Source organism: Pseudomonas sp. JV449 (assembly GCF_032424295.1).
In the GTDB taxonomy this organism is placed as follows: Bacteria; Pseudomonadota; Gammaproteobacteria; order Pseudomonadales; family Pseudomonadaceae; genus Aquipseudomonas; species Aquipseudomonas marginalis.
This window is the reverse complement of the sequence record NZ_VYKD01000025.1, coordinates 65,615-89,482: the sequence shown is the minus strand read 5'-3', so window position 1 is coordinate 89,482 and position 23,868 is coordinate 65,615. Positions and strand designations below refer to the sequence as shown.

20 protein-coding genes are annotated in these 23,868 nt (G+C 59.3%); 16 read left to right on the top strand and 4 right to left on the bottom strand.

The window, feature by feature from the left end; all coding sequences use genetic code 11:
- Positions 1-73 precede the first annotated feature (73 nt).
- The 5 genes from F6S08_RS22385 (at position 74) to F6S08_RS31510 (ending at position 5,191) form a co-directional block, all read left to right on the top strand.
- The gene (locus tag F6S08_RS22385; RefSeq protein ID WP_248077937.1) at positions 74-1,495 is read left to right on the top strand and encodes a flagellin; all 1,422 of its coding nucleotides are present in this window, start codon (positions 74-76) and stop codon (positions 1,493-1,495) included.
- Positions 1,496-1,571: 76 nt separating this feature from the next.
- The gene (locus F6S08_RS22380; protein ID WP_248077935.1) at positions 1,572-1,922 is read left to right on the top strand and encodes a flagellar protein FlaG; all 351 of its coding nucleotides are present in this window, start codon (positions 1,572-1,574) and stop codon (positions 1,920-1,922) included.
- 81 nt (positions 1,923-2,003) lie between these two features.
- Entirely contained in the window at positions 2,004-3,404 is a 1,401-nt protein-coding gene (gene fliD / locus F6S08_RS22375; protein WP_248077933.1) for a flagellar filament capping protein FliD, read from the top strand.
- A 508-nt stretch (positions 3,405-3,912) separates the two neighbouring features.
- Positions 3,913-4,977 (top strand): group II intron reverse transcriptase/maturase, encoded by a 1,065-nt coding sequence (gene ltrA, locus F6S08_RS22370; protein ID WP_409999775.1) that lies wholly within the window; start codon positions 3,913-3,915, stop codon positions 4,975-4,977.
- A complete protein-coding gene (locus tag F6S08_RS31510; RefSeq protein WP_409999774.1) occupies positions 4,940-5,191 on the top strand; it encodes a hypothetical protein in 252 nt (83 codons plus the stop codon). The genes ltrA and F6S08_RS31510 overlap by 38 nt, the downstream gene beginning before the upstream one ends.
- Before the next feature lie 104 nt (positions 5,192-5,295).
- Here the strand turns inward: F6S08_RS31510 and F6S08_RS22365 are convergent, their stop codons facing one another.
- From F6S08_RS22365 to F6S08_RS22350, 4 genes are read right to left on the bottom strand one after another with little or no spacing between them, the layout of a single operon-like run.
- Complete coding sequence (locus F6S08_RS22365; RefSeq protein ID WP_248077931.1) at positions 5,296-9,630, bottom strand: glycosyltransferase; 4,335 nt, start codon at positions 9,628-9,630, stop codon at positions 5,296-5,298.
- Positions 9,631-9,632: 2 nt separating this feature from the next.
- Positions 9,633-10,424, bottom strand: coding sequence for a class I SAM-dependent methyltransferase (locus F6S08_RS22360; protein ID WP_248077929.1), 792 nt, complete (start codon positions 10,422-10,424; stop codon positions 9,633-9,635).
- A complete protein-coding gene (locus tag F6S08_RS22355; protein WP_248077927.1) occupies positions 10,421-11,566 on the bottom strand; it encodes a hypothetical protein in 1,146 nt (381 codons plus the stop codon). The genes F6S08_RS22360 and F6S08_RS22355 overlap by 4 nt, the downstream gene beginning before the upstream one ends.
- Positions 11,563-12,687: a DegT/DnrJ/EryC1/StrS family aminotransferase gene (locus F6S08_RS22350; protein WP_248077925.1), complete on the bottom strand. Its 1,125-nt coding sequence runs from the start codon at positions 12,685-12,687 to the stop codon at positions 11,563-11,565. Before F6S08_RS22350 ends, F6S08_RS22355 begins: the two co-directional genes overlap by 4 nt.
- A 259-nt stretch (positions 12,688-12,946) precedes the next feature.
- On the opposite strand from F6S08_RS22350, the gene fliS reads away from it, so the two are divergent.
- The 11 genes from fliS to fliJ all read left to right on the top strand — a co-directional run bounded on the left by fliS (position 12,947) and on the right by fliJ (position 23,858).
- Entirely contained in the window at positions 12,947-13,351 is a 405-nt protein-coding gene (fliS, locus tag F6S08_RS22345; RefSeq protein ID WP_248077923.1) for a flagellar export chaperone FliS, read from the top strand.
- Positions 13,352-13,376: 25 nt separating this feature from the next.
- Positions 13,377-13,673 carry a flagellar protein FliT gene (locus tag F6S08_RS22340; protein WP_033901076.1) on the top strand — a complete coding sequence of 99 codons (297 nt, stop codon included), beginning with the start codon at positions 13,377-13,379 and terminating at the stop codon, positions 13,671-13,673.
- A 168-nt stretch (positions 13,674-13,841) separates the two neighbouring features.
- Positions 13,842-15,317, top strand: a complete 1,476-nt coding sequence (locus tag F6S08_RS22335; protein WP_027603847.1) for a sigma-54 dependent transcriptional regulator — start codon at positions 13,842-13,844, stop codon at positions 15,315-15,317.
- Between the two features lie 110 nt (positions 15,318-15,427).
- On the top strand, positions 15,428-16,639 hold the full coding sequence (locus tag F6S08_RS22330) for a sensor histidine kinase (RefSeq protein ID WP_065924955.1): 1,212 nt from the start codon (positions 15,428-15,430) through the stop codon (positions 16,637-16,639).
- Positions 16,640-16,643: 4 nt separating this feature from the next.
- A complete protein-coding gene (locus F6S08_RS22325; RefSeq protein WP_065924956.1) occupies positions 16,644-18,020 on the top strand; it encodes a sigma-54-dependent transcriptional regulator in 1,377 nt (458 codons plus the stop codon).
- Between the two features lie 128 nt (positions 18,021-18,148).
- Entirely contained in the window at positions 18,149-18,478 is a 330-nt protein-coding gene (gene fliE / locus F6S08_RS22320) for a flagellar hook-basal body complex protein FliE (RefSeq protein WP_005790083.1), read from the top strand.
- A gap of 16 nt (positions 18,479-18,494) precedes the next feature.
- Positions 18,495-20,273, top strand: coding sequence for a flagellar basal-body MS-ring/collar protein FliF (gene fliF, locus F6S08_RS22315; RefSeq protein WP_065924957.1), 1,779 nt, complete (start codon positions 18,495-18,497; stop codon positions 20,271-20,273).
- Complete coding sequence (fliG, locus tag F6S08_RS22310; protein WP_017527617.1) at positions 20,266-21,282, top strand: flagellar motor switch protein FliG; 1,017 nt, start codon at positions 20,266-20,268, stop codon at positions 21,280-21,282. Before fliF ends, fliG begins: the two co-directional genes overlap by 8 nt.
- A 10-nt stretch (positions 21,283-21,292) precedes the next feature.
- Complete coding sequence (gene fliH, locus F6S08_RS22305) at positions 21,293-22,057, top strand: flagellar assembly protein FliH (protein WP_065946827.1); 765 nt, start codon at positions 21,293-21,295, stop codon at positions 22,055-22,057.
- Positions 22,047-23,405 carry a flagellar protein export ATPase FliI gene (gene fliI, locus F6S08_RS22300; RefSeq protein WP_027603852.1) on the top strand — a complete coding sequence of 453 codons (1,359 nt, stop codon included), beginning with the start codon at positions 22,047-22,049 and terminating at the stop codon, positions 23,403-23,405. Before fliH ends, fliI begins: the two co-directional genes overlap by 11 nt.
- Before the next feature lie 3 nt (positions 23,406-23,408).
- Positions 23,409-23,858 carry a flagellar export protein FliJ gene (gene fliJ, locus F6S08_RS22295; RefSeq protein WP_027603853.1) on the top strand — a complete coding sequence of 150 codons (450 nt, stop codon included), beginning with the start codon at positions 23,409-23,411 and terminating at the stop codon, positions 23,856-23,858.
- Positions 23,859-23,868: the final 10 nt, after the last annotated feature.

Sequence of the window (23,868 nt, the reverse complement as noted above, 5' to 3'; positions counted from 1 at the left end):
CGTAGGTTCTCAGGCCACACCCGGCGGTTGCCAGGGCCGGAAGCCGCAGTATCCATCCAACGAGGATTTCGTCATGGCTTTAACAGTAAACACCAACATTGCTTCGATCACTACCCAGAACGGCCTTGGCAAAGCGGCCAGCTCGCTGCAAACCTCCATGCAGCGCCTGTCCACTGGTCTGAGCATCAACAGCGCTAAAGATAACGCCTCGGGCCTGCAGATTTCCAACCGTCTGACCAGCCAAATTAACGGCCTGGGCCAAGCAGTCAAGAACGCCAACGATGGTATCTCCATCGCGCAAACCGCTGAAGGCGCAATGCAGGCTTCGACCGACATTCTGCAAAAAATGCGTACCCTGGCTCTGTCCTCGGCTACCGGCTCCCTGAGCGACGCTGACCGTACTTCGAACAACGAAGAATATCAGGCGCTGACTTCGGAACTGACACGTATTTCCCAGACCACCACCTTCGGTGGCCAGAAGTTGCTGGACGGTTCGTACGGCACCAAAGCCATTCAGGTTGGCGCCAACGCCAACGAAACCATCAACCTGAGCCTGGACAACGTTGCAGCCAACAACATCGGTTCGCAGCAGATCAAAAGCGTCGGCGTTGCGCCTAGCACCACAGGCGTAGCAGCAGGTGCAATTGGTATCACTGGTAATGGCCAGACTGCCAGCGTTACCGTAGCAGCAGGTTCTTCGGCCAAAACCATCGCCAGCCAACTGAACGGCGCTGTAGGCGGCCTGTCGGCTACCGCCAGCACTGAAGCTCAGTTCGTAGTCGGCGCTGCTGCCGCTACTACCCCGGCTTCGTTCACCATGACTGTTGGCGGCCAAGCTACCACCTTCACCGGTGTAACCGATACCGCCAGCCTGGCTGACCAGTTGAAGTCCAACTCCGCCAAGCTCGGTATCAGTGTTAACTATGACGAGTCCAAAGGCACTCTGTCGGTTAAATCCGATTCCGGTGAGAACCTGAACTTCAGTGCTTCGACTGCTGCCGGTTCGATCACTGTTGCTACCAAAAACGGCTCTGGGGTTTACGGTACAGGTGTTGCCCTGGCTAACGGCCTGATCGCTACCGGTGCAGTTAACCTGGATTCCTCTAAAGGCTACGCGCTGAACGGTGCTGGTGTAACCGGTCTGTTCGCTGCTACCGGTACTTCGGCTGCTTCGACCAAAACCAGCGTCGCTCAAACCGACGTGACCAGTGCCTTCAACGCACAGGCCGCAGTGGCAGTGATCGACAAGGCTATTGGCGGCATTGACAGCGTTCGTTCGGGCTTGGGTGCTGTTCAGAACCGTCTGACCACTACCGTGGACAACCTGACCAACATTCAGAAAAACTCTACCGCTGCACGTTCCACCGTACAAGACACCGACTTCGCTGCTGAAACAGCCGAGTTGACCAAGCAACAAACACTGCAATCGGCGGCTACCGCGATCCTGTCGCAAGCCAACCAACTGCCATCTGCTGTACTGAAGCTGCTTCAGTAATAACGGCGCTGGGTGACTGACGGAAGGGCGCGTTTACGTGCCCTTTCGTCTTTTTCGGTTGTAGAGGAGATTGGTCATGGACATGAGTGTAAAACTTGCCTCGTCATATCCACCGGTTGCACCTCAAAGCGCACCTGCTCCGGTTATCGCGGACAAAGATAAAACCAAGGTCGAAGCCATTGCACCGACGGCAGGTAAGCCGCAACGGGCTGACCTGGAAAAAGCTGTTACAGATATTCGAGAATTTGTACAGGCGTCTCAACGCAGCCTGGACTTTTCAATTGATGACTCCACGCATCAGGTAGTTGTCAAGGTTATCGCCACAGATACCGGCGAAGTCATTCGTCAGATCCCGTCGGAAACTGCTTTGAAGTTGGCGCAAGATTTGGCGAATGTGCGGAGCGTGCTGTTCGACGAAAAGGTCTGAGCTGGCATGAAACTTGTTGCGGTCATTTCTTGAAGCGTTGTCTGTCAAGAAGACGGCAACTACCGAATTAGGAGAAAGATGATGGCGGGTACAACGGTCAGTGGTGTTGGTTCTGGAATCGATACCAGTTCGATTATCACGTCGCTGGTGAATGCTGAAAAAGCACCGAAGCAGCTTCAGATCAACACTCAATCGCAGAAAGCTACCACTCAACTTTCGTCCATCGGTAAGATTCAGGCGGCTTTGGACGCATTTCGTGGTGCGCTTAAGACAATGGGCACCGACAACAGCTTCAGTGGGTTGACCGGCACCTCCTCGGATGAAAAGGTCGCCACCATGACGGCAGGGCAGGGCGCTTCCAACGGCTCTTTCTCCCTGGTGGTATCGCAATTGGCGAAGCCTTCAAAGTTGACGACCGCTAGTTTCTCCGGTGGCGCGTCAACGGTCGTCAACAAAACCGCTTCGGCAACCACGCTGACGATCAGTCAGTCAGGCAAGAACTTCGACTTGAGTGTGCCGCCTGGCGCGACCCTGCAACAGGTGCGCGACTCTATCAACACGCAATTCGCGACCGCCGGCCTCAGTGCAAACGTACTCAACGACTCCAATGGTTCTCGGTTGATCCTGACGTCTACCACCGGCGGTGTGGGTACAGACTTGACTATGTCGGGTAATTCCGGCATCGACACAGGCTATACGGTCGTCGATCCGCCGCAGAACGCCAAGTACACCATCGACGGTATCTCCGCCGAGTCGAAGACCAACGACATCAGCGATGCAGTGAGTGGCGTTAGTATCAAGTTGCTCTCGGTCTCGCCACTGACGACCGCAGGCGATCTTTCTACAAACCCTAAACGTAATGCTTCGACGATCTCTGTAAGCACCAGTACGACCGCGCTCAAATCCGGCGTCAAGGGATTTGTCGACACCTACAATGCGTTGCTCAAGGCAATGACCGCCGAAACTGCGGTGACCAAGGATGCCGCTGGTAACCCAGTCGCGGCCACTCTGACCGGCGACTCCACAATGCGTACGTTGCAGGCGTCGATCCGCAACGAGTTCAACTCATTGTCGGGCAGCGGGACCTTGAAGTCCCTGGCACAGTTCGGCGTCGAGACTGATCAGACCACTGGCATGCTGTCGATCGATGACAAGCAGTGGGACAATGCAATGAAAACCAATTCTGCAGACATCAGCAGTATTTTCAATGGCAAGGGCGGTCTGCTGGCGCGTCTGACCGCAGCAACCGAAGACTATGCTAAGCCCACCACCGGTCTGCTGGCGACGCGCGCGTCCTCGCTGTCCGATAGCCTCAAAGACCTTACCAAGCAACAAGCTGCGTTGGATCAGCGTATCGCTGACTATCAAACTACGCTTACCAACAAATATGCAGCCATGGACTCCCTGGTCGCGCAGTTGCGTCAGCAAAGTAACAACGTCATGGGCACCCTCAACGCCCTGAATAATCAGAAAGACAGCTGATTGAGGCGTGTCTAGTCCTGAAATAGGTTTTACTGTAAATAAAGCCCGGGTTCTTGACCCGGGCTTTATTTTTGGTGCGCCCAGCATGGGCGCAATCTTGTGGGTGAAAGTTCCGCCATAAGCTGACCACAGCGAACGAAGTGAAGCGCAACTGCAGGAGGGTGACTGAGTGTGGGGAGGAAGCGTGAATCGAAACCGTGAGCCGATGGACTAGAACCGGATACAAGGCGAGCGAGCCAAAAATCGCGAAGCTCTTGTGGTCAAAGATCAGGCTGCGTAAATCCGGCGGTTGTGCGGGGAAGGATTGCGTTCTTACCTGGGGAGATCTCGCCTTGTGCCTGAAAGGGCAACGGTGCTAGCCGGAGCGAGAAGTCAGCAGAGGCCGTAGTAGTCTTTTTTTGACGAAGGGCCGAACGAGAGAAAGCGTCATAGGCCATGTTGATGCGAACGACCGGAAGTCAGATGCTTGCCAAACGCGGGGCGGATGGAGATAACGAGCGGTGAAACCGTGAGAGGTCCCATCAGCGACGAGGTCAATCGCCCGCAAAATAAACCCTATAACGCAGGCCAAGGGCTGCTGGAACGAGCCTTTGCGAGAGAAAACCTGAAGCGAGCGTGGAAGCGGGTCAAGGCCAACAAAGGTGCAGCAGGAGTCGACGGTCTGGATATTGAACAGACGGCCGAACATCTACTGACTCAGTGGGCGGCGATTCATGAACAGCTTCTCTCAGGTGTCTACAGACCCAGTCCGGTACGCCGCGTGGTCATCCTCAAGCCTGACGGCGGCGAACGCGAGTTGGGTATTCCAACGGTCACCGACCGCTTGATCCAGCAAGCGTTGCTGCAAGTCTTGCAACCATTACTCGATCCGACTTTTAGTGAACACAGCGACGGCTTTCGTCCGGGACGCTCTGCGCAGGACGCCGTATTGGCGGCTCAGCGTTACGTATCCTCGGGTCGCAAAGCGGTGGTGGATGTTAATTTGGAGAAATTCTTCGACCGGGTCGACCACGATATTTTGATGGGTCGTTTACGCAAGCGGGTCGCGGATCGGGCGGTTATCCGGCTGATTCGTGCGTATCTGGATGCAGGAACGCTGAATCATGGCATGGTCGAGAAAAGCCGCTGCGGGGCGCCGCAAGGCGGCCCGCTGTCGCCGCTGCTGGCGAATGTGCTGCTGGACGAAGTGGATCGAGAGCTTGAACGTCGAGGCCATTGTTTCGTGCGCTACGCCGACGATGCGAACGTGTACGTTTGCATCCGCAGGGCGGGGCAGCGGGTGATGGCTTTACTGAAGCGTCTGTATGAAAAGCGGCACTTGAGCGTCAACGAGAGCAAGAGTGCGGTGGCTCGTGCGTATGGTTGCAAGTTTCTGGGCATCTCCACAAGGCGTCAAAAGAGCGGTAGCGGTCAAGGCGCGCAAGCAGTTCAAGCAACGGATACGCGAGCTCACCCGTCGCTCATGCGGTCGCAGTCTGTGACAAGTTGTCTAGAATCTACGCCCGTATCTCCTGGGCTGGAAAACTTACTTTGGGTTGTCGCAAACACCGAAAATCTGGCGAGAGCTGGATGAATGGATACGACACCGACTGCGAGCGATCCAGCTTAAGCAACGGAAGCGCGGTCCGACGATCTACCGTGAACTGCGGGCGTTGGGAGCCAGCAGCCAATCGGCCGGAAACGTGGCGGCCAGCTCGTATAGCTGGTGGCGTAACAGCCTATTTGAGCTGAATCGAGCGTTGGATCTGGCGTGGTTCGACAGGCTGGGATTGGTGCGTCTCTCATAATCTCAATCTCTCGAACCGCCCAGTGCGGACCCGCATGCCGGGTGGTGCGGCAGGGGAGAGGCCTATGAAGGCCGCCCCCTATGCCGATTGAGTGGCAAAACCAGTCAAGGCAGCCAGGCATTGCGCCAGGCCAACAGGTGTTGCTCCTTGAGCATCCATTGATCCAGGATTACGCGGCGCAAAGCATCTCCAGCCGCAGCGCTGGCGTCTGGTTCAGCGAGGTGTTCGCGAATGGCGGCAACCCAGGCCTTTGCATTGTTCTTCACCCTTGTCACCGGCAGGTCGCCTCGATAACAGAGGATGTCCGAGCAGATGACCGGAAAAGCGCACGCGCCGTATTCCAGTAAGCGCAGGTTGCTTTTGCAGGCGTTGAAAAAATTGTCTTCCAGGGGAGCCAGCGCCAAGTCCAGGTTCAAACCGGCCAGTCGCGCCGGGTATTTCTCGATATTGACTCCGCTGTGGAACTCATGGACATAAGGTCGCAGGGCTGGCGGGCACATACCCATGAACACCCATTCGACCTCATCGGTCAGTTCGCGGACTACCTCGGTAATGACTTGTAAGTCGGCACCGTGGCTTGAGCCTCCCGCCCAGCCGACCCGAGGTTTGCTGCCCTGCCGGCGGCGGGCGACCAAGCCGCCCCACCACTGGATTGGCAGGCGGTTTTCTACCACGCGGATATCGGTATTAAAGCTATTCAGCGCATTGGCCAGCGGCTGGGTCGACACCACCAGTCGATCGCAAAGGCCCACTGCTTTCTTTAGACGCTTGGCAGTGTCCTTGGGAAACAGTCCGCGGGTTATGTTGCCGGCGGGTACATCAAGGATGTAGTCATCCAACTCGTAAACCTTGAATGCCTTGGAGAACGACCGAGTGTTCTGGATGATTTCCAGATGGTTTTTGGTAAATTGGCGCTGGAATAGGATCGTGTCCGGGTTCAGACGCTCCAGTTCCACTGGTTGCAGCAGCAAGTCGCTCACTTCCCCCTCGATCAATCTCGCCGCTTGCAGTGCAGCGAAGGGCTGACGCACCCGATAATGTCCGCTGCCGAAAGAGTCGCCGGGGTAGCACAATGCGTAAGGCAGAGCGCGACTGGCGAAGGGTTGCCAGCTCACTTCACTGCGGCATTCGTAAGCAAAGCCACTGCCCTCCAGCGTCAGGTTGCGATTGTAGGCCGGGTCGCTTGCGAGCTGCGGTAGCCATCGCTCGTACATCACTGATTGTTCACGCTTGAAACGCTCGCGTTTGGCTTCCAGTCTTGTCTTGTCGACCTTGTTCTGGCTTACGTTGGCCTCATGCATCAACACTGCATACGGTGTCCATACGATCAATTGCCCGGCCTGGCCGACTTTCAGACACAGGTCTACATCGTTATAGGAAACTCCAAGCTGGGTCTCGTCCATTCCCCCCACCTGGCGGTACAACTCGGTACGGATCATCAGGCAGGCAGCGGTGACTGCGCTGTAGTTCTGATCAATCTGTAAACGATGAAGGTAGCCGTTGGACAGCATTGGTTCGCCGATGAAGGGGTGATCTGCGACGCCACGCAGACCAAGAACGACGCCAGCGTGCTGGATTGTTCCGTGTGGGAACAGTAATTTGGCCCCGACTATGCCCACTTCCGGGCGCTGGGCATGATGGATAAGTGCGTCAAGCCAGCCACCATCAACGACAGCGGTGTCGTTATTGAGCAACAACAGGTACTCGCCGCGGGCCTGGCTCGCGGCGAAATTGTTGATCGCCGAATAGTTGAACGGATGAGGGTAGCGCAGGATACGAACCTTGGCGTCGTTCAAGCGCGTCATGCCTGCGAACCATTCTCGGGCTTCATTGGTTTCACTGTTGTTGTCGACGATGATCAGTTCGTAGTTCGTGTAAAGCGTTTTCTCCATCAGGCTTTCAATGCAACGCATCAGCATTGGCAGTTGATCTTTGGTGGGAATCACGATGGATACCAACGGTTTGCCGAAGTGCTGGTATACCACTCGGGTGACCATCGGCAAGGGGCCCGCACGTAACTCATGAGCCACGCCCAAGCGCTGCAAATGTGCCTGCGTAACCGCGGCGGAGTTTGCGATTACCTGGGGTTCGCCAAGCCACTGGCCGAAGTTGATTGCCTGGTGCACCAGCACTTCGGCGAGGTGACCTACGGTCCCCAGCCCGTGGGTCTCTACCAACCGAAAGAGCAGGTCATGGGGTGCCAGTTCGGCGTGGGCGGGATCAAAGCCGTCGGCCCGCAACGCGGCTTCGCGGCTGAAGGCCAGGTTGCGGCCTACATACGGATAACTGCGCAACAGATCCAGGTTCATGTCCGGCTTGAACACCGGGTTCTGGCAGCCGGCTGCGGTCAGTGTGTCTTCATCGCTGTAACAGGCACTGATGCCCGGATTCAGCGCAATGCCTTCGGCAAGTAACAGCAATGCGTGGGGGTCGAGCTGGTCGCCGCCGCGCAGCAGATAACACCAGTCGGTCTGAATGCCTTGCAGCAGCTCATTGAGCTGGCTCGGCCAAGCATCAGCCAGAGGCAACCAGACCAGATTATCAGCCGGCGTCACGCCCTCGGGTTCGGCGTTGGACAGCACGGCGACTGCCGCCGCCTGGTAAAGCTGGCGCCCAATACTGTCCAGGCTGTCGCGTAATGACGCGATATCACCGGTGGTATCGGTCACGATCACCAACACGCCCGGCTGTTGTGGCCAGCTCGCCAGGCGCGCCGGCAAACTTTCGAACTCGGCGGCCGCCAACTGCCGGGTATCCAGCCAGCGTTGATACAGGCGGATGTTGCGCTGCTGTTTACCAATATTTGCCAGCACGCCAAAAAAACGTTCGAAGGCGTGGGCAAGCGTGCCATCGAGTTGGCCGGATTCAGTTTCGAAATCGGCTCCCGTAAGCTGCATGTGTTCCAGCGGGGCCAAGGCATCCATACGCATGAAGAACATGGTGCCGGCGAAAAAGTCCGCGTCATCGATTTGCTGGGGATCAATAGCCGCACGCTGGGCAAGCGCCAGCATATGCACGCGGTTGTTGTCATCAAGGTTGGTGCTCACTGGCTGACGGTATTGCTCTGTGCCGAGCATTGGATGGTGCATCGGGTTGGCAAGGTACTCTACCGATTGGCGGAATCGCACAGGGCCCAGCAGGTCATCGAAAAGCTGGCTGGCCCAGGCGTTGTCCGCGCCCAGATGCAGAGAGCGCTTTGTGTGCAGCTTGACCAATGTGTGGATGTTATCGGCCCGTAAAAATGGCAATACCCGCAGGAAGGGTAGAACGTCTCGGCCGTGGTTTGGCACCCTGAATAACGAATAACCGAGTCCAGTGGTGGCTAATTGGCCGCGTACGTCATTTTCATCTCCGGCCACGCAGGTGACATACAGATGCAGGCGTTCATGCAACTGAATCAGGCGCCGAAAAATGTCCGGCAACATTTCGGGATGATAAGCATGGATAACTACACCGACGGGTGGCTCGTCGTCCGGAACAGATGATCGCTCCACCTCCAGCAATTCGCACATTTCGGTGAGTGCGCCGGTGTCGTTGAGTGAATCGCCAAGTTGAGAATGGGGTGCAACGTAAGCGTCGCGCAATCGAAACAGTGTGAAAGCCTGAGGTTTTGACAAGGACGCACGACGGACCTGCAATAAGAATTGCGGGCGGTATAACCCAAGTGCACGAATCTGCTGGATGAAGTCGACGCGGCCCTGTTTGAACAGCGCTCGCATGTCGGACTGGTTCTGGCGCTGCTCGGCATGCCTGCGGAAAAACGACAGAGGTTCATGCAGAAAAGCCAGATGGCCCTCCTGCAGCAGATTCACAAACAATGCAAGGTCGTTGATGGCACGAATAACTACACCACCCAGGGCGCAGATGTGTGGCACCTTGTCGATCAATTGCGCACGGCGAAACATTACGGTGCTCGGTTCACCAATGAAGTTCGTGGGCCAGTCGCAGAGCAGCGAAATAACGTCCTCGCCATGCAGGCAGGTGTCTTCGACGAACACGCCGGATGTCTCGAGAATATCCGGCAGACGCTCACCTTCGGCATCTATCAACCTGCGTCGCGAGGTGACCAGCGAGATATCGTTACGCGCTTGCAGCACAGCGGCCATGCGCTGTACACAATCTGGCAGTAGCAGGTCGTCGTCGTTGAGAAACTTGATGTATTCGCCGCGGGACTCTTCCAGGCATCGGTTGAGGTTCAGCATGCCGCCCAACTGGTGTTCGTTGTGCAGGTAGCGGACCGGTACAGTCGTATGCGCAGCAAGACGCTCGGTGATCAGACGAATGCCATCGCTGCGACAATCGTCAGTGATGACGACTTCGATATTGGCATAACGCTGTTCCAGTGCGCTGCTCAACGCTGCCTCAAAGAAGCGCGGGTTGTAGGCCGGTATCGCAATGCTGACCAGCGGCAAGCGGTCGGCTGGAGGAGTAGTGGTCATGCTCACACCAATTTAAATAAGGGGCGAAGGTAGAACTCGCTGAGGCCGCCTTCGCGGCCCAGGCGATCGCATAGGTCAGCATGGGCAAGGGCGCCGGCCGAATCGAACAGTTCGATTTTCCGGGTCTGCGGATCCAGTACCAGGCCGACGTGTTCAATCCTCCATCCGGTCCCGGCCAGCGCCGCCTCGATATAAGCAAGCTTTTCGACCAACGCATTGCGGCCTGCCACGGGTTGGGCGGTATCACCGCCCCAATTGAACCCCATCTGGTAGAGGAGACAATCGGCTGCTGGACGAAGCCCCTTCAGGAAACCCTGGATATAGTCTTGCAGCGCTTGTTTATCGGGTACCAATGCGGCGTCGAAATCGACTCCGGCGTGGTGCAGTACGTTGAACAGCAATAGGGTGTCAAAATGCTCCGGCATGGCCTGGGCGATCTGATAGTCAAGCGGCTGCTGCACCACCTCAACATTTGCCAGATTGAATTCAGTGGCTAGAGCGCGGATGAAGTCGGCGCTGCTCTCGTCCAGTTCCCAAGCAACGCAATGGCTTGTGGGGTACGCGTGGGCGAGGGTAGTGGTAAACAATCCGGTATTGGCACCGACATCCAGCAGCCGCTGCCCACTGAAATCAAAATGTGCTTTGAGGTAATCAAGGCGTCCATGGTCGGCGCGCCAGCGCGGGTTCACAGGAACGTCGACACCCAACTGCTCGACCACAAACTCAGGCAGCGGTTGATAGCTGGCGTGTTTGCCAGAGTGCATGTATAGCGCCAGTAATTGTTCTTTGGTCATTGGCGTTTGCCTGAACGAAAGAGCTCGAAGAAAAACAGCCGAAGGCTGTCGGTGGAGAACCAAATGTCATAGCGCGGTAACCAACAGCAGGCCTTCCACAGCCAACGCTGAGAGCCGACAAAAAAACGCATATCACTGCGTGACTGTCCTACAAAGCCGCCGAGCCAGAGGTATTTGTCCCGTCGCCAAAGACCGAGAAAGCGTAGCGGCGTGGTCATCTGTGGCGGGGTGTGACGGGCTTGAACCAGCCAGCTGGCGCGGAAGCCATTCTCCAAAGCCAGTTGCATCGGCCCCCAAAGGCGCGGATTGGCTTCGATAAGGAAATGCCGGCCAGCGCTCTCCATCACCTCGAACATGATGAAACCGCAATATTCATGCTGTTCGAGTAGTACCCGCAGGCGCTGGTCCGTATCTGCATCCGGGCATCTCACCAGTTCGGCGGCGACCATCGACTTGCCTGCCGCCTGCTGGACGATGTTGCGTTGAAACAGCGCGACAACACCCGCATCGTTGCGGAAATAGACGTAGTAAAAACTCTGCCCGTCTATGTAGCGCTGAATCAAATAACGCTTCGCGTCATAGCTGACGGCATGTTCGGAATATTCGGCGACATTGCGTACCAGTAGCGGGTAAATGCGTTGCCCGTGGGCGCCGCTTTCGACTCTGGGCTTGAGTACAAAAGGTATTTGGCTTTCTGATAGTTGCTCCACCGCTGCCGGTATTTCCAGGCCGACTGTCACCGCTGCTGCAAGGAGCTTTTCCTTGTCGGAAAATAACCGGTAAATCGCCGGGCTGACGGTGATGCCTTGGATACCTTCGCGCTCCATCCAGTCCTGCATGCCGAGTAACAAGCGATTTATCGACTCGGCGCTGGGCGCCAAGGTCAAAGCACGCTTGGGGTAATGGGCTTTGACGTCGAGCAGCAAGCGCTTGAATTCGTTTTCGTCCAAGGCGTCAAGCGTACGCTGAGCAAACAGGTGACGTTGCAGGCGGGTGCGGTACAACAGATCCTGCGCGTTGCGCGTGATCAACACGAAGTCGATATGATCGCGTTGCAGGGAGCGGCAAAAAGCCCCGACCGCACGCTCGTTGGCGCCGGTGAATATGACAACCAAAGGCTTGTCGCCCGACATCGGAGTCATTGCGCCGCCGGCTGTGCAGCTAGCAACTCTGCCAGGCAGTCGATAACTCTTTGGATGTTTGCGTCTGTCAATGAAAGATGGAAGGGTAAGCCCAGCAAGCGCTCCGCCAGCAGCTCAACCATGGGTAGCGGGCCTGCCGTGCATGCCTGGAACGCCGGATGGCTGTGCAGCGGAGGGCAATACCAGCGGCGTGTTTCGATATCTTTGCCAAGCAGGCGCAGTTGAATATCCACACCACGAAATCCTGGCGGCAGGAGTACCAGCATCAAGCTGTATAGGCCATCCATGGGTTTGACCTGAAGTTTGAGTGAGGGAATTTTTTTCAGTAGCTGTGCGGCGTAACGTTGATGCAGGCTGCGCCGTGTCTCAGAGACGCTTGGCCAATTGTCCAACGCGGCCAATGCAACCGCGGCGTGGTATTCGCTCATTTTCCCGTTCTCACCTGCCTCGAAGACCAGGCCGCCACTGTGGGCGTCGATACCGAAGTTGCTCAATGCTCGCATGCTTTGGGCGTAGGCGTGGTGTCGCGACGCCACGAACCCACCTTCTCCGCCGCCCAGAGACTTGGTCGCGTGGAGGCTGAAAGCGACTTTTGTCGTCAGGCCTATCTGTTGGTTGCCCCAGGCACCTGCGGCATCCACGACCACCGGAATGCCGGTTTCGGCACTGAATAGGTCCCAGCCTGCGACATCTTGAGGACAACCGTAAGTGGCCACCGGCATTACTGCGTCATAGGGCGTTTCAGCCAGGACATTCCGTGCGATAGCCGGCGTAAGCAGCCAATTGTCAAGGTTTACGTCACTGATCAGAGGGGTGAGCCCGGCCCGGATGATGGCGGTCGCCGTGGCTACGAAGGTCAATCCAGGGACGAGTACACGACCCCCCTTACGTAATTTTAATGCTTCCAGGGCTATTTGCAGCGCACAGGTGCCATTGGCCATGGATACAACATGTACCTGCGCTGGCTCCCGGCTGAATGAGCGCGATAATCGACCTTCAAGCTCGGTGACCAGTGGGCCGAAGTTGGTATACCACCGGTTCTCATCGATTTGTTGCCAGTACGGGAGAATTTGCTCGACTTTCGGCATCTCTGGTACTAACAACTTGATGATGTTTTTCATGGTACCCACGACTGTCAATGAAATATCGTTTTTGCTATCGCTGGAGGGCGAAGCAGGAAGCGTACCAACAGCAGTCGAGCAGGTTCGCGGCAGCGGACGAGGTTGCGTACTTATAATAGGGCGCTTGCCAGGCATGCAAAAAACCAATGCCTTGAGCACTGGTTTTATTTAACAGTCGTCGAATTAAAGTAATGGGTAACCCAGTCGACATACTAGTCACTGAAATCCTTTTCGCTGTCGCCTGTCACGAGGTAGAAACATGAATCCCATGAGAGCCCTTCGCCAATACCAGAAGGTCAATTCCCATGCTCAGATCTCCGAAGCCAGCCCGCATCGTCTGGTGCAGATGCTGATGGAAGGCGGCCTGGACCGTATGGCTCAGGCCAAGGGCGCATTGGCACGCGGTGACATTGCCCAGAAGGGCTTGATGCTCGGCAAGGCCATCGACATTGTGATCGGCCTGCGTGATGGTCTGGATGCGGAAAAAAGCGATAACCCGGCCTACGTCCAGCAACTGGAAAGCCTGTACGCGTACATGACCAACCGTCTGATGGAGGCGAACCTGCACAACGACGCCGACATGATCGACGAAGTCGCCCGTTTGATGATTACCGTTAAAGAAGGCTGGGATGCCATCGGCGCGCCACAAGGCGCAGCAGAATAAGGCCTGCGGCCTTGAGGAACCTGTCATGAGCCATGCACTGCAACGCATTGATGAAACCCGTGAAGCGCTGATGGGCGCGCTGGCGGACCGTAACTGGGACGCCATTGGCGAACTGGACATGGGTTGTCGCGACGTGATCGAGCAGGTGCTCAGTGAGGCGCCGGTGGACGAGGATGCGTTGCGTGAGAAGCTTGAGAGCCTGTTGGCGGTGTACCAGCAGTTGCTCGAGGTGACGACTGGCGAGCGCCAGGCGATTTTCGAAGAGATGTCGCAGATCAACCAAGCGAAGAACGCGTCAAAGGTTTACCATTTGTTCGGCTGAACAGACGCAGTTAATCCGAACGGCGCGTCATAAATTTGACCGTGCCAGCTTTTTTGACTTAACTAGTGCTGTTTTCAGATTTCAGACGTCTATAAAGTAAGAAGTCTTACGGCCGTCTCGATTGCCCTTACACTGGGCAGAGCGTTTTACTAGGGAAGTTGCTATTGCATGTGGCGTGAAACCAAAATTCTGCTGATCGATGACGATAGCGTCCGCCGCCGCGATTTAGCGGTGATTTTGAATTTTCTTGGCGAAGAAAATCTGCCCTGCGGCAGCCATGACTGGCAGCAGGTAGTCAGCTCATTGTCATCGAGCCGTGAAGTCATTTGTGTGCTGATCGGGACGGTAAACGCTCCTGGCGCTGTTTTGGGCTTGTTAAAGACACTGTCAACCTGGGATGAGTTCCTTCCGGTGTTGCTAATAGGCGATATTTCTTCTGTCGACCTGCCCGAAGACCAGCGCCGTCGTGTGCTTTCCACCCTGGAAATGCCGCCCAGCTACAGCAAATTGCTCGATTCCCTGCACCGTGCCCAGGTCTATCGCGAGATGTACGACCAGGCCCGCGAGCGCGGTCGCCACCGCGAGCCCAACCTGTTCCGCAGCCTCGTCGGCACCAGCCGCGCCATCCAGCACGTGCGCCAGATGATGCAGCAGGTGGCCGATACCGACGCCAGCGTGCTGATCCTCGGCGAGTCGGGCACCGGCAAGGAAGTGGTCGCGCGCAACCTGCACTATCACTCCAAGCGCCGCGACGGGCCTTTTGTGCCGGTCAACTGCGGAGCGATCCCGGCAGAGCTGCTTGAAAGCGAACTATTCGGTCACGAGAAGGGCGCCTTTACCGGGGCGATCACCAGCCGTGCCGGGCGTTTCGAGCTGGCCAACGGCGGCACCCTGTTCCTCGACGAAATCGGCGACATGCCGCTGCCGATGCAGGTCAAGCTGCTGCGCGTCTTGCAGGAGCGCACCTTCGAGCGCGTGGGCAGCAACAAGACCCAGAGCGTCGACGTGCGCATCATCGCCGCGACCCACAAGAACCTCGAAAGCATGATCGAGGTCGGCAGCTTCCGCGAAGACCTGTACTACCGCCTCAACGTATTCCCGATCGAGATGGCCCCGCTGCGTGAGCGCGTGGAGGACATCCCGTTGCTGATGAACGAACTGATCTCGCGCATGGAGCACGAAAAGCGCGGTTCGATCCGCTTCAACTCGGCCGCGATCATGTCCCTGTGCCGCCACGGCTGGCCGGGCAACGTCCGTGAACTGGCCAACCTGGTGGAGCGCATGGCGATCATGCATCCCTACGGTGTGATCGGCGTGGTCGAGTTGCCGAAGAAGTTCCGCTACGTCGACGACGAAGACGAGCAACTGGTCGACAGCCTGCGCAGCGACATGGAAGAACGGGTTGCCATCAACGGCCACACCCCGGACTTCGGCTCCACCGCCATGCTGCCGCCTGAAGGCCTGGACTTGAAAGACTACCTCGGTAACCTCGAGCAGGGGCTGATCCAGCAGGCCCTGGACGACGCGAACGGCATCGTCGCCCGTGCCGCCGAGCGCCTGCGCATCCGTCGAACCACCCTGGTGGAGAAGATGCGCAAGTACGGAATGAGCCGCAAAGAAGGTGATGAACAGGCAGATGATTGACGCCTGTTTTCCAAGCCGCTGATATTTCAGCGGTTTTTTTTCGGCACAACTATTGCTACAGCCCTCGCAACGTTCCGTTTAACTGACGGTCAGCCAAGCGAGAGAGCATCATGCCCCACGCCGCCCAACTATCTTCGGCCCCTGCCATCCAGGGGCTGGTTCCGCCTGTCGAGCCGCCGACCCGCCAGGGTCTTGAGCAGGCGTTCTCGCAGTTCAGCCAGATGTCGAGCCAGCTGACCGACTCCTACAGCCTGCTGGAAGCCCGGGTCTCCGAGCTGAAAGGCGAACTGGCGGTAGTTAGCGCCCAGCGCATGGAAGAGTTGGCCGAAAAAGAGCGCCTGGCCAACCGTTTGCAAAACCTGTTGTCGCTGTTGCCCGGTGGCGTGATCGTCATCGATGAAGAAGGCCGCGTGCGTGAAGCCAACCCGGCGGCCTGCGACATGCTCGGCCTGCCGCTGGAAGGCGAGCTGTGGCGCCATGTCATCACCCGCTGCTTTGCGCCGCGTGAGGACGATGGCCACGAAATCTCCCTGAAGGACGGGCGCCGCCTGTCCATCGCCACCCGTTCCCTGGATGCGGAGCCGGGCCAGTTGGTGCTGCTTAACGACCTGACTGAAACCCGTCATCTGCAAGACCAGTTGGCGCGCCATGAGCGTTTGTCCTCGTTGGGGCGGATGGTCGCTTCGTTGGCGCATCAGATCCGTACGCCGTTGTCGGCCGCGTTGATCTACGCCAGTCATTTGACTGATGAGCAATTGCCCGCCGCCACGCACCAGCGCTTTGCCGGGCGCCTGAAGGAGCGTCTGCATGAGTTGGAGCACCAGGTCCGCGACATGCTGGTGTTTGCCCGCGGCGAATTGCCGCTGACCGACCGCGTGACGCCGGCCCAGTTGATGCAGGCCCTGCAAGCGGCGGCCGCTGCCCATATCCAGGACGTGCACGTGCGTTGGCAGTGCGACAGTCACCTCGGCGAGCTGCTCTGCAACCGCGACACCCTGGTGGGCTCGCTGCTCAACCTGATCGAAAACGCCACCCAGGCCAGCGGCCCCGGCGCGCGGCTCAAGGTGCACCTGTACAACCGCGAGCAAACCCTGCGCCTGTGCATCAGCGACAGCGGCAGCGGTATCGACCCGGTGGTGCTCAAGCGCCTGGGTGAACCCTTTTTCACCACCAAGACCAACGGTACCGGCCTGGGCCTGACCGTGGTCAAGGCGGTGGCGCGTGCCCATCAGGGAGAATTGCAGCTGCATTCCCGCGTTGGGCGTGGCACCTGTGCATTGATGACCTTGCCGCTGTTTTCATGCGCGGCAAGCGCGGAGTAAGGATATGGCTATCAAGGTTTTGTTGGTGGAAGACGATCGCGCCCTGCGTGAAGCATTGGCTGACACGCTGTTGTTGGCGGGCCATGACTATCGGGCGGTCGGTTCTGCCGAGGACGCCTTGGACGCGGTGGAGCAGGAAGCCTTCAGCCTGGTGGTCAGCGACGTGAACATGCCCGGCATGGACGGCCATCAGTTGCTCGGTCTCTTGCGTGCGCGTCAGCCGCAACTGCCGGTGCTGCTGATGACCGCCCATGGTGCGGTGGAGCGTGCCGTGGACGCGATGCGCCAGGGCGCTGCGGATTACCTGGTCAAGCCCTTCGAGCCTAAAGCCCTGATCGAACTGGTGGCGCGCCACGCCCTGGGGGTGATCCCGGCCAACGAAGGCGAGGGCCCGATCGCCTTCGAACCGGCCAGTGCACAATTGCTTGAGTTGGCGGCCCGTGTGGCGCGCAGTGATTCCACCGTGCTGATCTCCGGCGAGTCCGGCACCGGTAAAGAGGTGCTGGCGCGTTATATCCACCAGCAGTCGACCCGCGCCCAGCAACCGTTTATCGCCATCAACTGCGCGGCGATCCCCGACAACATGCTTGAGGCCACCCTGTTCGGTCATGAGAAAGGTTCGTTCACCGGTGCCATCGCGGCCCAGGCGGGCAAGTTCGAACAGGCCGATGGCGGCACCATTTTGCTGGATGAAATCTCGGAAATGCCCCTGGGCCTGCAAGCCAAGTTGCTGCGGGTGCTGCAAGAGCGGGAAGTGGAGCGGGTTGGCGCGCGCAAGCCGATCCAGTTGGACATCCGTGTGGTCGCCACCACCAACCGGGACCTCGCCGGCGAAGTGGCGGCGGGGCGCTTCCGGGAAGACCTGTTCTATCGGCTTTCGGTGTTCCCCCTGGCCTGGCGCCCGCTGCGTGAACGCCCGGCAGATATCATTCCGCTGGCCGAGCGCCTGCTGAACAACCACGTCAAAAAAATGAAGCACGCCCAGGCGCGGCTGTCGGCGCAAGCCCAGGCCTGCCTGGTGAGTTATCCATGGCCCGGCAACGTGCGGGAATTAGATAACGCCATCCAGCGCGCCCTGATCCTGCAGCAAGGCGGCTTGATCCAGCCCCAGGATTTCTGCCTGGCCATGGGCAGTGGTGCGGCGCCATTGCCCTCGTTGGCGCCTGCGCCGGTGGTTGCAGAGGCTGAGTCTGCCGGTGCCCTGGGCGACGACCTGCGTCGCCGCGAATTCCAGATGATCATCGACACCCTGCGCGCCGAGCGCGGCCGACGCAAAGAGGCCGCGGAGCGCCTGGGCATCAGCCCGCGCACCCTGCGCTACAAGCTGGCGCAGATGCGTGACGCCGGAATGGATGTGGAAGCGTATCTATTCGCCACGTAACCGGTAAGAAGGTCGACAAGGTTTGTCGCCTTTTCTTACGAGTTGATGCGGATCTGGCACCCTTGTTGCTACCTCCCCTAGTAATCGCTGCGTAGTGTCAAAAAATTGCAGGTTGGAGAGAGAAGGTCATGAGCCAGGGTATTGAGTTCAATCGGTTGATGTTGGACATGCGCGCCATGCAGATGGATGCCATGGCTCAACCGAAATCCGTCGCGCCAGCGCCGGAATTGGGCCAAAGCAGCTTCGCCGACATGCTCGGCCAGGCCATCAACAAAGTCAGTGACACCCAGCAAGCTTCCAGCCAGTTGGCCACTGCGTTCGAAATCGGCAAAAGCGGCGTGGACCTCACCGATGTGATGGTCGCCTCGCAAAAGGCCAGCGTCTCCTTCCAGGCCCTGACCCAAGTGCGTAACAAGCTGGTTCAGGCCTATCAAGACATCATGCAGATGCCGGTTTAAGGGCGAGATTTAAGTCATGGCAGAAGCAGTCTCCGACAACGTACCCGCCAAGACAGACGGCAAGCCGCCGCTGTTTGGCCTGTCGTTCCTGGAAAACCTCTCGGAAATGACCATGCTGCGTCAGGTGGGCCTGATGGTCGGCCTGGCTGCCAGCGTGGCGATTGGTTTTGCCGTAGTGCTGTGGTCGCAGCAACCCGATTACCGGCCGTTGTACGGCAGCCTGGCGGGCATGGATTCCAAGCAGATCATGGAAACCCTCGCCGCCGCCGACATCGCCTACACCGTGGAGCCCAACTCCGGCGCCTTGTTGGTCAAGGCCGACGATGTGGCCCGTGCGCGCATGAAGCTGGCCGCCGCCGGCGTGACCCCGTCCGACAGCAATATCGGTTTCGAGATCCTCGACAAGGACCAGGGCCTGGGGACCAGCCAGTTCATGGAAGCCACCCGCTACCGTCGTGGCCTTGAAGGCGAGCTGGCGCGCACCATTTCCAGCCTGAACAACGTCAAGGGTGCCCGCGTGCACCTGGCGATCCCGAAAAGCTCGGTGTTTGTGCGCGATGAGCGCAAGCCAAGTGCTTCGGTCCTGGTCGAACTGTTTTCCGGCCGCTCCCTGGAGCCTGGCCAGGTCCTGGCGATCATCAACCTGGTGGCCACCAGCGTTCCCGAACTGAGCAAGTCGCAGATCACCGTGGTCGACCAGAAGGGCAACCTGCTGTCCGACATGGCCGAAAACTCCGCGCTGACCCAGGCCGGCAAGCAGTTCGACTACAGCCGCCGCATGGAAAGCATGCTCACCCAGCGTGTGCACAACATCCTGCAACCGGTGCTGGGCAATGACCGCTACAAGGCGGAAGTGTCTGCCGACGTGGACTTCAGCGCCGTCGAGTCGACCTCCGAGCAGTTCAACCCGGACCAGCCGGCCCTGCGCAGTGAGCAATCGACCAGCGAACAACGTACCGCCAGCAATGGCCCGCAAGGTGTGCCGGGTGCCCTGAGCAACCAGCCGCCGGCCCCGGCCTCGGCGCCGCAAACCACCGGTGGCGCCGCAGCCACCGCTGGCGCGATCCAGCCTGGCCAGCCACTGTTGGATGCCAACGGCCAGCAGATCATGGACCCGGCCACCGGCCAGCCGATGCTCGCGCCGTACCCGGCGGACAAGCGTAACCAGTCCACCAAGAACTTCGAACTCGACCGTTCCATCAGCCACACCAAGCAGCAGCAGGGTCGCGTCAATCGCCTGTCGGTGTCGGTGGTGGTGGATGACCAGGTCAAGGTCAACGCCGCTGACGGTGCCGTAACACGTGCACCGTGGAGCGCCGACGAATTGGCGCGCTTCACACGCCTGGTGCAGGACGCCGTTGGTTTTGACGCCAGTCGGGGTGACAGCGTCAGCGTAATCAACATGCCGTTCTCCGCCGAGCGTGGCGAAGTGATCGCCGAAGCGGCGTTCTACACCCAGCCGTGGTTCTGGGACATCGTCAAGCAAGTGCTGGGTGTGTTGTTCATCCTGGTGCTGGTGTTCGGTGTGCTGCGCCCGGTGCTCAACAACATCACCGGCAACGGCAAGAAACAACTGGCGGCCTTCGGTGGCAGCGATGTCGAATTGGGTGGCATGGGCGGCCTGGACGGCGAACTGGCCAACGACCGCGTCAGCCTCGGCGGCCCGCAAAGCATTCTGTTGCCGAGCCCGAGCGAAGGCTATGACGCTCAGTTGAACGCAATCAAAAGTCTGGTAGCAGAAGACCCGGGCCGTGTGGCCCAGGTCGTGAAAGAGTGGATTAACGCAGATGAGTGATCGAGCCGCTGTTGCCAAGCTCTCCCGGGTCGACAAAGCCGCAGTCCTGCTGCTGTCCCTGGGGGAAACCGACGCCGCCCAAGTGCTGCGCCACATGGGCCCCAAAGAGGTCCAGCGGGTGGGCGTGGCCATGGCGCAAATGCGCAATGTGCACCGCGAGCAAGTCGAACAGGTGATGAGCGAGTTCGTCGAGATCGTCGGCGACCAGACCAGCCTGGGCGTCGGCTCCGACAGCTACATCCGCAAGATGCTCACCTCGGCCCTGGGCGAAGACAAGGCCAACGGCCTGATCGACCGCATCCTGCTGGGCGGCAACACCAGTGGCCTGGACAGCCTCAAGTGGATGGAGCCGCGCGCGGTCGCCGACGTGATCCGCTACGAGCACCCGCAGATCCAGGCAATCGTGGTGGCCTACCTCGACCCGGACCAGGCCGGTGAAGTGCTTGGCCACTTCGACCATAAGGTGCGCCTGGACATCATCCTGCGCGTGTCGTCGCTGAACACCGTGCAGCCGGCGGCCCTGAAGGAACTCAACACGATTCTCGAGAAACAGTTCTCGGGCAACTCGAACGCCTCGCGGACCACCTTGGGTGGTATCAAGCGCGCGGCCGACATCATGAACTTCCTCGACAGCTCGGTCGAAGGCCAGTTGATGGACTCGATCCGCGAGATCGACGACACCCTGTCCGGCCAGATCGAAGACCTCATGTTCGTATTCAACAACCTCTCCGATGTCGACGACCGTGGCATCCAGGCGTTGCTGCGCGAAGTGTCCTCCGACGTGCTGGTACTGGCCCTCAAGGGCTCGGACGAAGGCGTCAAGGAGAAGATCTTCAAGAACATGTCGAAGCGTGCCTCCGAGCTGTTGCGCGACGACCTGGAAGCCAAGGGGCCGGTGCGCGTCAGCGACGTGGAAACCGCCCAGAAAGAAATCCTCACCATTGCCCGCCGTATGGCCGAAGCCGGAGAAATCGTTCTCGGTGGGAAGGGCGGCGAAGAAATGATCTAAGGCGCTCCCCATGTCGAACAAAGATGAGGCGCCCAGCGATCTGATTCGCGCACGGGACGTCGGTGGGTTCGACATCTGGTCGTTGCCCAGCTTCGATCCGCATGTGCCCGAGCCCGAGCCGGAACCGGTCGAAGAGCCGCCGGTGGAAATGGAAGAAGTGCCGCTGGAGGAAGTCCAGCCACTGACCCTGGAAGAGTTGGAAAGCATCCGTCAGGAGGCCTACAACGAAGGCTTTGCCGCTGGCGAGAAAGACGGTTTTCGCAGCACCACCCTCAAGGTGCGCCAGGAAGCCGAGGCGGCGCTGAGCGTCAAGCTGGCCAGCCTGGAGCGCCTGATGGGCAACCTGTTCGCGCCCATCGCCGAGCAGGATTCGCAAATCGAAAAAGCCATGGTCGGCCTGGTACAGCACATCGCCCGCCAGGTGATTCAGCGCGAACTGGTGCTGGATTCCAGCCAGATCGAAAGCGTGATGCGCGAAGCCCTCAAGTTGCTGCCCCTGGGCGTCGGCAATGTGCGGCTGTACATCAACCCGCAGGACTTCGAACAGGTCAAAGCGATGCGCGAGCGCCATGAAGAAACCTGGCGCATCGTCGAAGATGCGGCGCTGCAGCCCGGCGGTTGCCGGGTCGAGACCGAGCACAGCCGCATCGATGCCACGGTGGAAACCCGCATCAGCCAGATCATGGCCAAGCTGCTTGATCAACAACACGAGCAGGCGCTGAACCCGGCCGAGCCGGACCTGAGCGTGGACCTGGACGCCCCCGATGCGCCTTGATCGCACCAGCTTCGCCAAGCGCCTGGGCGGCTATGCCGAGGCCACCGAATTGCCCGGCCAGCCAATCCTCGAAGGGCGTCTGTTGCGCATGGTCGGCCTGACCCTCGAAGCCGAGGGCCTGCGCGCCGCCATGGGCAGCCGTTGCATGGTGATCAACGACGACAGCTACCATCCGGTGCAGGTCGAAGCCGAAGTGATGGGTTTTTCCGGCAACAAGATTTTCCTCATGCCCGTCGGCAGCCTGGCCGGCATCGCCCCCGGCGCCCGCGTGGTGCCCCTGGCCGACACCGGCCGCCTGCCCATGGGCATGAGCATGCTCGGCCGGGTGCTGGACGGCGCCGGTCGCGCACTGGACGGCAAGGGCGGCATGAAAGCCGAAGACTGGGTGCCGATGGACGGCCCCACCATCAACCCGCTCAACCGCAACCCCATCAGCGTGCCGCTGGACGTGGGGATTCGCAGCATCAACGGTTTATTGACGGTCGGCCGTGGCCAGCGTCTGGGCCTGTTCGCGGGTACGGGTGTGGGTAAGTCGGTGTTGCTCGGCATGATGACGCGCTTTACCGAGGCCGACATCATCGTGGTGGGCCTGATCGGCGAGCGGGGCCGCGAGGTGAAGGAGTTCATCGAACACAGCCTCGGCGAAGAAGGCCTCAAGCGTTCGGTGGTGGTCGCATCCCCAGCGGACGATGCACCGTTGATGCGTCTGCGCGCGGCCATGTACTGCACGCGCATTGCCGAATATTTTCGCGACAAGGGCAAGAACGTCCTGTTGCTGATGGACTCGCTCACCCGTTTCGCCCAAGCCCAGCGGGAAATCGCCCTGGCCATCGGCGAGCCCCCGGCCACCAAGGGCTACCCGCCGTCGGTGTTCGCCAAGCTGCCCAAGCTGGTGGAGCGCGCCGGTAATGCCGAGGCCGGTGGCGGCTCGATCACCGCGTTCTACACCGTATTGTCCGAAGGCGATGACCAGCAGGATCCCATCGCCGACTCGGCGCGGGGCGTGCTCGACGGCCACATCGTGCTGTCGCGGCGTCTGGCCGAGGAGGGGCACTACCCGGCCATCGACATCGAAGCGTCCATCAGCCGGGTCATGCCGGCAGTGGTCACGCCGGAGCATATGGCCCGCGCGCAGCAGTTCAAGCAGCTGTGGTCGCGTTATCAACAGAGCCGCGACTTGATCAGCGTCGGCGCCTATGTGGCCGGCGGCGACCGCGACACCGACCTGGCGATCGCCCTGCAACCGCAGTTGGTGACTTACTTGCGCCAGGGCCTCAACGACAAGATCAGCATGGGTGAAAGCGAAGCGCACCTGGGTTCGATCTTCGCCCCTGCGCCGGGCGGCTAAGCCATGGCCAACAGCCGCGCTGCGCGCCTGGCCCCGGTGGTCGACATGGCCGAAAAAGCCGAGAAAACCGCGGTCCAGCGCCTGGGGTATTTCCAGGGCCAGGTGCGTTTGGCGGAAAGCAAGCTGGGCGACCTGGAGCGCTTTCGTGGCGAGTACCAGCAGCAATGGATCGAACGCGGCACGCAAGGTGTGTCGGGGCAATGGCTGATGGGTTACCAGGGCTTTCTCAATCAGCTCGAGACGGCCGTCGGCCAGCAGCGCCAAAGCCTGGCCTGGCACCAGAACAACCTCGACAAGGCCCGCGAGAGCTGGCAGCAAGCCTTCGCCCGCGTCGAGGGCCTGCGCAAACTGGTGCAGCGCTACATCGACGAAGCGCGGGCATTGGAAGACAAGCGCGAGCAGAAATTGCTCGACGAATTGTCCCAGCGCCTGCCGCGCCAATCACAATACTGACGGTTGCCCG

What these genes read in the sequence shown, in the direction of transcription:
- F6S08_RS22385 (WP_248077937.1), top strand. Translation starts at nt 74, where the DNA reads ATGGCTTTAACAGTAAACACCAACATTGCTTCGATCACTACCCAGAAC.
- F6S08_RS22380 (WP_248077935.1), top strand. Translation starts at nt 1,572, where the DNA reads ATGGACATGAGTGTAAAACTTGCCTCGTCATATCCACCGGTTGCACCT.
- fliD (WP_248077933.1), top strand. Translation starts at nt 2,004, where the DNA reads ATGGCGGGTACAACGGTCAGTGGTGTTGGTTCTGGAATCGATACCAGT.
- F6S08_RS22365 (WP_248077931.1), bottom strand. Translation starts at nt 9,630, where the DNA reads ATGACCACTACTCCTCCAGCCGACCGCTTGCCGCTGGTCAGCATTGCG.
- F6S08_RS22360 (WP_248077929.1), bottom strand. Translation starts at nt 10,424, where the DNA reads ATGACCAAAGAACAATTACTGGCGCTATACATGCACTCTGGCAAACAC.
- F6S08_RS22355 (WP_248077927.1), bottom strand. Translation starts at nt 11,566, where the DNA reads ATGACTCCGATGTCGGGCGACAAGCCTTTGGTTGTCATATTCACCGGC.
- F6S08_RS22350 (WP_248077925.1), bottom strand. Translation starts at nt 12,687, where the DNA reads ATGAAAAACATCATCAAGTTGTTAGTACCAGAGATGCCGAAAGTCGAG.
- fliS (WP_248077923.1), top strand. Translation starts at nt 12,947, where the DNA reads ATGAATCCCATGAGAGCCCTTCGCCAATACCAGAAGGTCAATTCCCAT.
- F6S08_RS22340 (WP_033901076.1), top strand. Translation starts at nt 13,377, where the DNA reads ATGAGCCATGCACTGCAACGCATTGATGAAACCCGTGAAGCGCTGATG.
- F6S08_RS22335 (WP_027603847.1), top strand. Translation starts at nt 13,842, where the DNA reads ATGTGGCGTGAAACCAAAATTCTGCTGATCGATGACGATAGCGTCCGC.
- F6S08_RS22330 (WP_065924955.1), top strand. Translation starts at nt 15,428, where the DNA reads ATGCCCCACGCCGCCCAACTATCTTCGGCCCCTGCCATCCAGGGGCTG.
- F6S08_RS22325 (WP_065924956.1), top strand. Translation starts at nt 16,644, where the DNA reads ATGGCTATCAAGGTTTTGTTGGTGGAAGACGATCGCGCCCTGCGTGAA.
- fliE (WP_005790083.1), top strand. Translation starts at nt 18,149, where the DNA reads ATGAGCCAGGGTATTGAGTTCAATCGGTTGATGTTGGACATGCGCGCC.
- fliF (WP_065924957.1), top strand. Translation starts at nt 18,495, where the DNA reads ATGGCAGAAGCAGTCTCCGACAACGTACCCGCCAAGACAGACGGCAAG.
- fliG (WP_017527617.1), top strand. Translation starts at nt 20,266, where the DNA reads ATGAGTGATCGAGCCGCTGTTGCCAAGCTCTCCCGGGTCGACAAAGCC.
- fliH (WP_065946827.1), top strand. Translation starts at nt 21,293, where the DNA reads ATGTCGAACAAAGATGAGGCGCCCAGCGATCTGATTCGCGCACGGGAC.
- fliI (WP_027603852.1), top strand. Translation starts at nt 22,047, where the DNA reads ATGCGCCTTGATCGCACCAGCTTCGCCAAGCGCCTGGGCGGCTATGCC.
- fliJ (WP_027603853.1), top strand. Translation starts at nt 23,409, where the DNA reads ATGGCCAACAGCCGCGCTGCGCGCCTGGCCCCGGTGGTCGACATGGCC.